Origin of the sequence: Streptomyces diastatochromogenes, assembly GCF_002242805.1 — a bacterium.
GTDB classification, from domain to species: Bacteria; Actinomycetota; Actinomycetes; order Streptomycetales; family Streptomycetaceae; genus Streptomyces; species Streptomyces diastatochromogenes.
The window spans coordinates 1-10,215 of sequence record NZ_MCGQ01000122.1; the positions used below are offsets into that span (position 1 = coordinate 1).

The 10,215-nt window shown below is 72.1% G+C and carries 9 protein-coding genes and 1 pseudogene; 4 read left to right on the top strand and 6 right to left on the bottom strand.

Annotated features, from left to right (window positions below):
• Both BEK98_RS46735 and BEK98_RS46740 read right to left on the bottom strand, forming a co-directional pair.
• Positions 1 to 2,332, bottom strand: a 2,332-nt coding sequence (locus tag BEK98_RS46735) for a SpoIIE family protein phosphatase (RefSeq protein WP_425276670.1), incomplete at its 3' end; no start/stop codon positions are given.
• Positions 2,333 to 2,449: 117 nt separating this feature from the next.
• Positions 2,450 to 3,493: a PP2C family protein-serine/threonine phosphatase gene (locus BEK98_RS46740; protein WP_244202309.1), complete on the bottom strand. Its 1,044-nt coding sequence runs from the start codon at positions 3,491 to 3,493 to the stop codon at positions 2,450 to 2,452.
• 326 nt (positions 3,494 to 3,819) lie between these two features.
• On the opposite strand from BEK98_RS46740, the gene BEK98_RS46745 reads away from it, so the two are divergent.
• Positions 3,820 to 4,035, top strand: a complete 216-nt coding sequence (locus BEK98_RS46745; RefSeq protein WP_094222894.1) for a hypothetical protein — start codon at positions 3,820 to 3,822, stop codon at positions 4,033 to 4,035.
• Between the two features lie 185 nt (positions 4,036 to 4,220).
• The gene (locus BEK98_RS46750; RefSeq protein ID WP_094222895.1) at positions 4,221 to 5,192 is read left to right on the top strand and encodes an asparaginase; all 972 of its coding nucleotides are present in this window, start codon (positions 4,221 to 4,223) and stop codon (positions 5,190 to 5,192) included.
• 74 nt (positions 5,193 to 5,266) lie between these two features.
• On the opposite strand, the gene BEK98_RS46755 is transcribed toward BEK98_RS46750, so the two are convergent.
• Both BEK98_RS46755 and BEK98_RS51585 read right to left on the bottom strand, forming a co-directional pair.
• Positions 5,267 to 5,662 carry an iron chaperone gene (locus BEK98_RS46755; protein WP_094222896.1) on the bottom strand — a complete coding sequence of 132 codons (396 nt, stop codon included), beginning with the start codon at positions 5,660 to 5,662 and terminating at the stop codon, positions 5,267 to 5,269.
• A 205-nt stretch (positions 5,663 to 5,867) separates the two neighbouring features.
• A pseudogene (locus BEK98_RS51585) lies at positions 5,868 to 5,999 on the bottom strand (carboxymuconolactone decarboxylase family protein); the annotation flags it as partial.
• A gap of 215 nt (positions 6,000 to 6,214) precedes the next feature.
• Here BEK98_RS51585 and BEK98_RS50665 point away from each other — a divergent pair.
• Positions 6,215 to 7,255, top strand: coding sequence for a tetratricopeptide repeat protein (locus BEK98_RS50665; RefSeq protein ID WP_244202310.1), 1,041 nt, complete (start codon positions 6,215 to 6,217; stop codon positions 7,253 to 7,255).
• A 22-nt stretch (positions 7,256 to 7,277) separates the two neighbouring features.
• On the opposite strand, the gene msrA is transcribed toward BEK98_RS50665, so the two are convergent.
• Positions 7,278 to 7,799, bottom strand: a complete 522-nt coding sequence (msrA, locus tag BEK98_RS46765; RefSeq protein WP_094222897.1) for a peptide-methionine (S)-S-oxide reductase MsrA — start codon at positions 7,797 to 7,799, stop codon at positions 7,278 to 7,280.
• A 251-nt stretch (positions 7,800 to 8,050) separates the two neighbouring features.
• Here msrA and BEK98_RS46770 point away from each other — a divergent pair, with 251 nt between their 5' ends.
• On the top strand, positions 8,051 to 8,740 hold the full coding sequence (locus tag BEK98_RS46770; RefSeq protein WP_094222898.1) for a scabin-related ADP-ribosyltransferase: 690 nt from the start codon (positions 8,051 to 8,053) through the stop codon (positions 8,738 to 8,740).
• A 30-nt stretch (positions 8,741 to 8,770) separates the two neighbouring features.
• On the opposite strand, the gene BEK98_RS46775 is transcribed toward BEK98_RS46770, so the two are convergent.
• The coding region (locus BEK98_RS46775; protein WP_107428345.1) for an FUSC family protein at positions 8,771 to 10,215 on the bottom strand (1,445 nt) is incomplete at its 5' end.

The following is a 10,215-nucleotide window of genomic DNA, read 5'->3' on the forward strand; positions in this document are numbered from 1 at the left end:
CGTCGTCACTGGGGGTCTCGGGCAGCATCGTCTCCATCAGGGCGCGGCAGGTCTCCTCCGGTGTCCGGTCCGCACGGGCAATGGTCGAGCTGAGCAGCTCCAGGCCCTCGTCGATGTCCCGTCCACGGTTCTCGATCAGGCCGTCGGTGAACAGGACGAGACGGCTGCCTTCCGGCAGGTCCAGCTCCCCGGCCTCGAAGGGGTACCCACCCACCCCCAGGGGCGGCGACAGGGGAACGTCGGGGAAGGTCACCCTGCCCTGGGCATCCACCACAGCCGGTGCGACGTGCCCGGCCCGGGAGAGGGTGCAGTGCCCGCCCACCGGGTCGTAGATGGCGTAGAGGCAGGTGGCACCGGTGAGCGGTGCACGGTCGTCGTCGGCGCTCGCCGACTGCGTGTCCAGCCGCGTCACCATCTCGTCGAGATGGCCCAGCAGCTCGTCCGGGGCCAGGTCCAGTGAGGAGAAGTTCAGCACCGCGGTCCGCAGCCGTCCCATGTTCACCGCCGCGTGCAACCCGTGCCCCACGACGTCCCCGACGACCAGTGCCACCCGGAAGCCGGGCAGGGGGATGACGTCGAACCAGTCGCCGCCCACGCCGGACTGCGCCGGGAGATAGCGGGAGGCGATCTCCAGTACGGCCTGGTCCGGAAGCCCCACGGGCAGCAGACTGCGCTGCAGCGTCATGGCCATAGCATGCTCACGGGAGTACCGCCGTGCGTTGTCGATCGCGACAGCCGCCCGGGCGACCAGCTCCTCGGCCACCGCGACGTCCTCCTCCTCGAACCGCGCGGAGTCCGCGCCCCGCCAGAAGTTGACGATGCCGAGAACGATCCCCCGGGCCTGCAGAGGGACCGTAACCAGTGAATGGATGCCGTAGTCCAGCGCCTGCCGTGCACCCTCCGGATCCTGGGCCCGCCAGTCCTGGGCGGTGTGCAGGTCCGACACCAGAACGGCCTTGCCGCGCTGCAGCGCCGCCACCATCGGCGTATCGGCCACTACGAACTGGATCAGATCTCCCACCGGCTGCAAGGGATGCCCGGCCTGTGATTCCTTCAGCGCGGTGCGCCGCATCCGGTGTACGGCGCCGGTGGGCTCCTCGCCGCGCAGCACGGCGTCGAGGAGTTCCACGGTGACGAAGTCGGCCATGCGTGGGACCGCGATCTCCGAGAGCTCCTCGGCCGTACGCCGCACATCGAGCGTGGTGCCGATCCGCAGGCCCGCCTCGTACAGGAACGACAGCCGGCCCCGCGCCACCTCGGCCTGGCCGGACAGCGCTCTCAGCTCGGTGGTGTCCCGGAACGTGGCGACGAGGCCCTGCGCGCCACCGTACGGTGCGGTGTGCCGTGTGTTCACCGCCAGCAGCCGGTCGCCGACCGCGATCACCTCGTCGGAGGCGGCCTCGTCCGACTCCAGCAACCGCGTCAGACCGGGCCCCAGACCCAGCTCCGTCACCTGCCACTGATCGGCGTCCTCGGCGAGGCCCAGCAGCTCGCGCGCCTCGTCGTTGGCGAGCAGCAGCCGCCCGTCGCTCCCGACGATCAGGACCCCCTCGCGCACCGCGTGCAGCACGGCGTCGTGATGCTCGTACATCCGGGTCATCTCGGCCGGGCCGAGACCGTGGGTCTGCCGGAGCAACCGCCGGCTGACCAGAGCCGCGCCGCCGGTCGCGAGCACGAGCGCCCCGGCCGCCGCGCCGAGCAGCAGCGGCAGCTGCCGGTTGAGCACGTGCCCCAGGGTCGCGACCCGGATCCCGGCACTGACCATGCCGATCACGCGCCTGCTCGCATCCGTCACGGGGACGACCGCGCGCACGGCGTCGGTCGGCCGGCCGTGGAACGTCTCCGTGAACGTCTCCCCCGCGGCGGCTCTGCCGACGCCCTCCGCCTTCGTGCCGATCAGGGCGGGATCCGTGTCGGTGAGCCGGACCCCGTGCTTGTCCAGGACGGTCATGAAGTCGACGCCGGATCCCAGTCTCGCCCGCTCCGCGGCCACCTGCAGCCGTGCCGTCGGATCCGGTGACCGCAGCGCGGCTGCTGTGCCGGGTGCGTGCGCGAACGCCTCCGCCGCGGCCAGTGAACGGTCCTTGGCGCTGCGCTCGGCGTCGTACCGCCCCTGCACCACCAGTGCGGCTGCCGCCACCGTGACCACGACCAGCATGATGAGGGCCTGCAGCAGAAAGACCTGCGCGGCGAGCGTGCGAACGCTCAGGGAGGGCAACAGGCGGCGTCTCTTCGCCGGCAAGGGACGTGTACGCCGGGGCGGAGCGGATGACCACCGCGTGCCGGGCGGCGGCGCCGCTCGCCCCCACGGCCAGCGGTGACGTCCGCTCATGCCCCTTTTCTAACACTGCGGCTCACCGCTCGGCGACCGGTGTGTCCGCTGCCGCCGGGGCGACCTGCCGCCGGCCGGCCACCCATGCCGCGCGGCCACAAAGAGGAACCCGGCCACCTACTCGGAGTGCTCCAGCCCCAGCGGGGTCCGGCAGCGCACGGCGAGGGCCGCGATGTCGTCGTCGAGCTTTCCGCCGCTGTAGTGGAGCAGGTCCCGGTGCAGCCGGTCCAGCAGCTCACGGGGTGGCGCCGGGCCGAGCTGCCGCATCCAGTCCGGCAGCGGGAAGAAGGTGCCGTCGCGGTCCCGGGTCTCCGTTACGCCGTCGGTGTAGAGCAGCATCTGGTCGCCCTCGTCGAAGGCGACGGTGTCGACGAAGTAGTGGTCTCCGAGGAGGTTCGCGAGGTTGAGGGGCGGCGAGGGCATGGTGGACTCCAGGACGCGGATCTGCCCGCGCCGCGCCAGCAGGGGCGGCGGGTGCCCACAGTTGAGAATTCTGACCTGCCCACCGCCGTACGGGATCTCGGCGATCAGCGCGGTGGCGAAGTGCTCGGGCTGATCCGGGGCCGGGTGAGCCAGGCTGTGACGGGCGATGCTGGCCTCCAGGCGGTGGATGATGCTCCTCAGGTCCGGCAGGTCGTACGCGTTCTCCCTGAAGCAGTTGATCACCGCCGAGGCCGCTCCCACCGCCTGGAGTCCCTTGCCGCGCACGTCGCCGATGAGCAGGCGGACCCCGTACGGCGTGTCGACCGCCTCGTAGAAATCGCCTCCGATCCGGGCCTGCTCCTGGGCCGCCAGATAGAGCGACTCGATTTCGACGTCCTGAATGCGGCGCGGCAGCGGGCGGAGCAGCACCTTCTGGGCTGCGTCGGCGACGAGCCGGACCTGGAACAGCATCTCCTCCCGCTGGAGTCGAATATGGCTGGCGTAGGCGGCCGCCAAAGTGACCGCGATGATCGCGGCGCCCGTGTACGGCGTCCCCAGATCGGAGTAGAAGAAGCTGAGCGTGACCATGACCACCAGGCAGAAGATCCCCAGCAGGACCGTCGGGACGACGGTCCACATCGCGGCCGCGAGGGCCGGCGCCGCGGGCAGGAGCCTGCTGAAGGCGAACTCTCTCGGGGTGGCGAACGCCAGGCCGGTGATGATCACGGTAAGGATCACCGGTGACAGCAGAACAGGTTCCCGTCGGCCACCGTGTCGAGGGCGGCGACGCCGGAGCCGTCCTGAACTGATCACAGACTTCATCTTAATGGGGTTAAACGGACATCACGCCGCGCAGAGGCACTCGCCCGGCGCCGACGCCTGTGCGGGCACGCCCGGTCCCGGTGTGGGTACGGGGTTCGCCGGACTGTCGCGGGGTGCCGGAGGGTGGGGCGGGGCGGCGGGGCCATCAGGGTGGTATCAAGCCGTGTCGGGCGGGCGGCACGGGACCGGTTGGCCATGCTGGGCCGGGTGTGGCACCCCTTCCCGGCGACAAGGAGCACGGTATGCCGACGGACCCGGTCGAACGATTCCTGGCGGCTCTGGACCCTGATCACCGGGAGGCCGTCGGCGCCCGACCGCGCGAGGAGCAGGAGCGGCTCGCGGCGGCCTGGGAACGGGAACTGGAAGCGGATACCGAGCTGGACACCCTCGACGAGCTGTCCCCGCCAGCGGCGGAAGCGGAGGCGGCCCGCCGCGTCCTGGAGGGCGAAACCGACTGAGTCAGGTACACGCCTGCCCGCTCAGGCCCGGTGCCGGACGCCGGGCGGCTGCGGCGCGCGGTTCGCCCGGCGGTACGGTGACGCACAAACCCAGGTGGTCCGCCTGCTCATATGACCGACGGTTCCGGCGATCCCGGGTGGCCGGTCGGGCAGGGGCCCGATTCGCGTCCGGAAGGTCACCGCCGATGCCCCAGCCCGCCATGGCCCCTGACACCGCCGCCAACCCGGTCCTCGCCGAGGTCGTCCGTTCCGGATTCATCGAGGGGCGGCACCGGGGCAGCCTGGTCCTGCTCGCCGCCGACGGCTCGGTGGAACTGGCACTCGGTGACGTGACGTCCCCCGTCTTCCCGCGCTCCTCCAACAAGCCGATGCAGGCGGCGGGTGTGCTGCGGGCCGGACTGGACCTCGCGGGCGAACGGCTGGCGCTGGCGGCAGCGAGCCATTCCGGTGAGGCCTTCCACCGCGACCTGGTGCGCACGATGCTCGACGAGCACGGACTGAGCCCGGCACACCTGCAGTGCCCGCCCTCGCTCCCCCTGGACCAGCAGGAGCAGGAGGCCTACCTGGCAGCGGGCGTACGCCGCGACCGGGTGGCCATGAACTGCTCCGGCAAGCACACGGCGATGCTGGCGGCCGCCGCGCTGCGGGACTGGCCGCTGGACTCCTACCTCGACCCGGACCACCCGCTGCAGCGGCTCATCCGCACCGTGGTGGAGGAGGCGGCCGGCGAGCCGGTGGCCGCCGTCGGCACGGACGGCTGCGGGGCACCGCTGATGGCGATCGGACTGACCGGGCTCGCCCGTGCCTTCCGCTCCTTCGTCCTCGCCGCACCCGGCACGCCCGAGCGGCGCGTCGCCGACGCCATGCGTGCCCACCCCGAGTACGTCGCCGGCACCCGCCGCCACGACACCTGGCTCATGCGGGAGATACCGGGCGCCCTGTCGAAGGTGGGCGCCGAGGCCGTCCAGGCCGTCGCCCTGCCCGACGGCCGCGCCTTGGCCCTCAAGATCGAGGACGGGGGCACCCGGGCCCTGGGACCGGTCCTGGCCCGCGCACTCCGGCTGACCGGCCTGACCGCACCCGTGATCGACCGCGTGGGCCGTATGCCGCTGCTGGGCGGAGGGCAGGAAGTGGGAGAGGTACGGGCCGTGTTCTGAGGCGGCGGCGTGCGGGGCGCGGCGTGAGAGCGGCGCCCACACACCCGCCCCGAGCAATACCCGTCCCCGGAGCGTCAGTTCACCGCTCTCTTCACCAGCTCGGCGATCCTCGCCTCGTCGGCGGCGGTCAGCTCCGTGAGGGCGTAGGCGGCCGGCCACATGCTGCCGTCGTCGAGGTTGGCCTTGTCACTGAAGCCGAACGTCGCGTACCTCGCGTTGAACTTCTGCGCGCTCTGGAAGAAACAGACGACCTTGCCGTCCTTGGCGTACGCGGGCATGCCGTACCAGAGCTTCGGCGCGAGGTCCGGCGCGCTCGCCTTGATGACGGCGTGGATCCGTTCGGCCATGACGCGGTCCGGCTCCTGCATCTCGGCGATCTTCGCGAGTACGGCGGCCTCGTCCTCCGCCGCCTTGTCGGCGCGCGATCCGCGGCGCGCGGACGCCTTCAGCTCCCGGGCGCGCTCCTTCATCGCGCCACGCTCCTCGTCCGTGAACCCCTCGGACGTCGTGTCGGTCGCGGTGGCGTTCTCGGCGGGCTTCTGTACGTCCTTCACAGCGGGTTCCTCCCGGTCTACGGATGGGTGGGTACATCTTCACGGTGGAGAGGTGTCGCAGGGACGGCTTCTCCGAAGCTGCCGGTCACGGGGTTCACCTGGGACGGCGCCGCGCTGTCCGTCAGCCGCGGGCGCCGGCGATCTGGCGGGTGGTGGCGTAGAGCCGGTCGAAGAGGTCGGTGACGCCGATCGTCAGGATGATCGCGGCCAGTTGCTTCTCGTCCAGGCAGGTGGCGGCCGTGTCGAGGACCTGCAGCAGCCGACGGCGGGCCGCTGCCGGCTGCACGGCCTGGTGCACCAGCACGCCCGCCGGGCCGCGGCGGAACAGGACCCGGCGGCCGAGCAGGAGCGGGCCCTCGGCCGGGTCCTCGACCACTTCGTGCACGCGGCGATGCCGTTCCTGTCCCCAGCCGTGCGGCCTCGGCGGGCCGGCCGCCGGCCGAGCTGCGCCGGTTCACGGACAAGAACGTGGCCTTCTCCTGGCTCGCCGCGGAGTACGGAAACCTCCTCGCGGCCTTCCAGGCGGCGCCCGCCGTCGGGGCCGACCCACACGTGTGCGAACTACCGCGCTTCCTGCGGGCGTACTTCGCCCGGCGCTGCGGCACGACGCATCTCAACGTCCTCTTCGAGCGGCCGCTCGCCGCCGCCGAGCGCCTGGGCGATCCGCTGCAACTGGCCGAGGCACACAGCCACGTGGGCTTCGCGCGCTACGACGCGGGCCGGACGGCGGAGGCCGCGACAGCGTACGAGGCCGCCGAGCTCCGGCTGTCCGAGGCCGAGGACACGCAGCTGGAAGCCGAACTGGCCATGCGCCGCGGCTATCTGGGCTGGGACGCGGGGCACGTCGAGGAGCCGCTCGAACTCTTCCGGCTGGCCGGGAAGCTGTACGAGCAGGCCGGCAGTCCGGCGGCCATGGCCCACGCGGCCGCGTCGGAGGCCTGGGTGATGCTGCAGCTGGGGCACCGCGCGGAGGCGGCACGGCGGGCCCGGGAGGTGCTGGGTGTCCCGCACGCCGACCCCGCGTGGCCGCCCGCTCCGACGGCCCGGATCACGCTCGGCGTGGCCATCGCCCACGCCGAGCCCGACGAGGCGGCGGAGCACCTGCACCACGCGCCGGCGCCGGCCCGCGACGACGGGCACCTGCACAACCAGGCGTGGTGCCTGAACTGCCGGGGCGTCGCACTGCGGCGGATGGGCCGGTACGTGGAGGCACTGGCCAGCCACCGGAAGGCTTTCGCGCTGCTCGACGAGCTGTTCGAGGAACACTGGAAGATTCATTTCCTCAACGGCTACGGCGAGACCTGCCGGCTTGCCGGCCTCCCGGAGGAGGCCCTACGGCTGCACCGGCAGGCGCTGGAGCCGGCCCCACGGCTGGGTGACCGGTACGAGGAAGCGCCGACCCATGAAGGCATCGCCACCGTGCTCGACGGGACCGATCCGGCCGAGGCAGCCGAGCACCGGGCGGCGGGGCAGGCCGTCCTGCAGCGGCTCAGCCCCGGCGCCTACTGACCGCTCCCGCGCGATCCGCGCCTCAGCTCGTCTGGGACGAGGCCCGGCGCGGCAGCTTCCAGTTCGGGCGCGGGAAGTGGCAGGTGTAGCCGTTCGGATAGCGCTCCAGGTAGTCCTGGTGCTCGGGCTCGGCCTCCCAGAAGTCGCCCACCGGCTCGACCTCCGTGACCACCTTCCCCGGCCACAGTCCGCTCGCCTCGACGTCCGCGATCGTGTCGACGGCGACGCGGTGCTGCTCTTCGCCGGTGTAGTAGATGGCGGACCGGTAGCTGCGCCCTATGTCGTTGCCCTGGCGGTCCCGCGTGGTCGGATCGTGGATCTGGAAGAAGAACTCCAGGATGTCGCGGTAGCTCGTGGCCGTGGGATCGAAGAGGATCTCGATGGCCTCAGCGTGGTCGCCGTGGTTGCGGTACGTGGCGTTCGGCGTGTCACCGCCGCTGTACCCGACGCGGGTGGACACGACGCCCGGCTGCTTGCGGATCAGGTCCTGCATCCCCCAGAAACAACCGCCCGCCAGTACTGCCCGCTCGGTTCCCGCTGTCATCGGTCGCTCCCTCGTGTTCGAGCCGTGTACCAGCACGGTCGTTGACGTGCCGGTTCTCACGCTGATCCAGCTTACTGGTCGTCTCGGAGTGGGGTCCGGTCCTGCGGCGGCGGAGGACGTCCGCGCCGATCAGCCGCGCCGGTACGACTAACTCACCCGCGCGGGTGGTAGCTGCGTCTCGCTCTCGGCGCGCCGCGGTCGGCCCACCTATACAAGGGCCCGTCAGGTTGATCAACTGAGGGGATCCCACCATGTTGCAGGCCGCTCTGCGGGTGCTCGCCGCCGTCTCTCTCGCCTCTGCCGTCTCCACCGTCGCGGCCTCCCCGGCCATGGCCGTCGCGGCTGCCGCCGATGACCTGACCCTCCCCTGCGGGCCCGTCGTCGACTACCGCGCCTGGGACTGGTGGCGCACGACGACCGAGCCGGAGATCGCCCGGACGGTCGCTGCCGCCGCGGCGAACGAGCGCTGGCAGTGGCGAGACGACGTCAACACACTCTGGCGCGGCGACACCCGGGAGAACGTGGACGAGATCTTCCACACCGGCTTCACCCCCCGGGGCAAGGGGGTGACTCCCCTCTCCGAGTACATCGTCAAGGGTGGCGGGCAGAACAGCGCACACCTCAGCACCAGTTGCGAGATGTGGGTGGCCCAGAAATTCGCCACATACGGAGCTGCCAAGACGGGCTGGGTCTACGAGATCTACGCCCCCGGCGGCATCGACGTCAACGCCACCGCCCGCCGCAACGGCTACCAGTCTCCCTACCTCTGGAACAAGGAGATCGACTTCCCGGGCGGGGTGGACGGCCGGTACATCAAGGGCGCCTGCAAGTACCACCTGACCTACACCAATCCGGACACGAAGATCAACACCTACGAGAACCTCGGATGCAAGTCCAACGCCGGCTTCGCGCCCTACAAGACCGAGGCACCCGCCGCCTGACGGACACCGGCACGACCGGTGACCCCGGCCTCACTCTCGGCTCCCGTGGGCGATCCGAGCCAGATCGTTCATGAGCGAGCCCAGCCAGGACACGGTGGCGTAGTACAGCCGCGGCGCTCCGGGCGGCTCCGTGGTGAATCCCGTGAGCGCCGGGTCGATCGGCGGTACCGAGGCGGTCGGGGTGTCGGCCCCGGGATCCAGCGCCGCCGAGACCAGCAGCATCCTCCCGGCCACCCGGTCCCCCAGCCCGCTGACCGACTCGGCCGCCGCCGGCCCCGGCGGTGCGTGCGGCGGGCCCAGCAGCCGCTCCGACCCCCACAGGGTGTGGTGGCCGGCCATCAGCGTCGCCTGCCAGTCCACTTCGGGCAGCGCCACCCCGCGGCGCCGCCCTCCGAAGGGCGTCGGCTCGCTCTGGAACTGCGCGTACGCGGACTCCGCGAGGATGACCGCGTGCTGCAGGGACTGGTGGCCGGTCACCCCGGACGGTGTGGCCGGCGCCCCGCCCTCCGCCACCGAGGCGCTGGTCGCCACCACGATCTCGGCGGCCCTGCGCAGCAGCCCGGCCGTCGCGCGGCGCAGCTCGTCGTGGGCTCCGCGGGGCCAGGCCAGCAGGCCGAAGACCGCGCCGATCGCGCTGCCGACCAGGACGTCCAGCATCCGCACCTCGGCCAACCGCCACGTCGGCGGCGCCAGCTGGGCGAAGACCAGCGCCACGAGCACGGTGAACAGTCCCTGCGCCCAGCCGACGCCCTTGACCGGCCCGACGGTGAACGCGACCAGCATCCACACCGGCAGTACGGCGGCGTACACCGCGGTGTGGGCTCCCACCAGGGCCAGGGTCCCGGCGGTCACCAGGGCGCCGGCCAGCGTGCCGGCGAGAGCCCGGCGGATGGTGCTCCAGGTCTCGTCCATGGTGGTCCGGGTGAGGGTGAGCGTCGCCAGCATGGCCCAGAACCCGTGGGGCAGCGTGTCCAACCCGGCCACGAGCCGGGCCGCCGTCAGGGCCATGGCTATGCGCACGGCGTTCTGGAAGAACACCGACCGGCGCTCGGCGTGGCCGCGCAGCCGGTGCCACCACAGGTACGGGGCCGGGGCCGTGGCGTACCAGAAGCGCGCCGGCGACACCTCCACGGAGGCTTTTCGGCCCTGTACGGCGATGTCGGCCGCCGTGCCCATGGTGAGCGCGGCATAGGCGGCCTCCAGCACGGCGGCGTGCCGGCGCAGTACGGCGGGCGGGAGGTCCGGTGCGGGAGCGGTCCCGTCGGTGGCAGCGGGGGCGGCGGACAAGGCCGACAGGTGTGCGCGGGCCGCGACCAGCTGCTCGTACGGCGCCACGGGCGGCGGCCCCGCCCGCAGGTGGCTTGCGGTCGCCGTGGCCAGTCGCGCTGCCGCGTGCAGTACGGCGATCACGGCGGATTCCGGAGGCCCGCCGGCTGTGGCCGGAAGTTGCGTCAGTCGGTTGAGCAGGGTGCGGA

Bases quoted from the DNA above. Each gene is read 5' to 3' on its own strand.
- BEK98_RS46745 (WP_094222894.1), top strand. From the start codon at position 3,820: ATGCCGACGGACCCGGTCGAACGATTCCTGGCGGCTCTGGACCCTGAT.
- BEK98_RS46750 (WP_094222895.1), top strand. From the start codon at position 4,221: ATGCCCCAGCCCGCCATGGCCCCTGACACCGCCGCCAACCCGGTCCTC.
- BEK98_RS46755 (WP_094222896.1), bottom strand. From the start codon at position 5,662: ATGAAGGAGCGCGCCCGGGAGCTGAAGGCGTCCGCGCGCCGCGGATCG.
- msrA (WP_094222897.1), bottom strand. From the start codon at position 7,799: ATGACAGCGGGAACCGAGCGGGCAGTACTGGCGGGCGGTTGTTTCTGG.
- BEK98_RS46770 (WP_094222898.1), top strand. From the start codon at position 8,051: ATGTTGCAGGCCGCTCTGCGGGTGCTCGCCGCCGTCTCTCTCGCCTCT.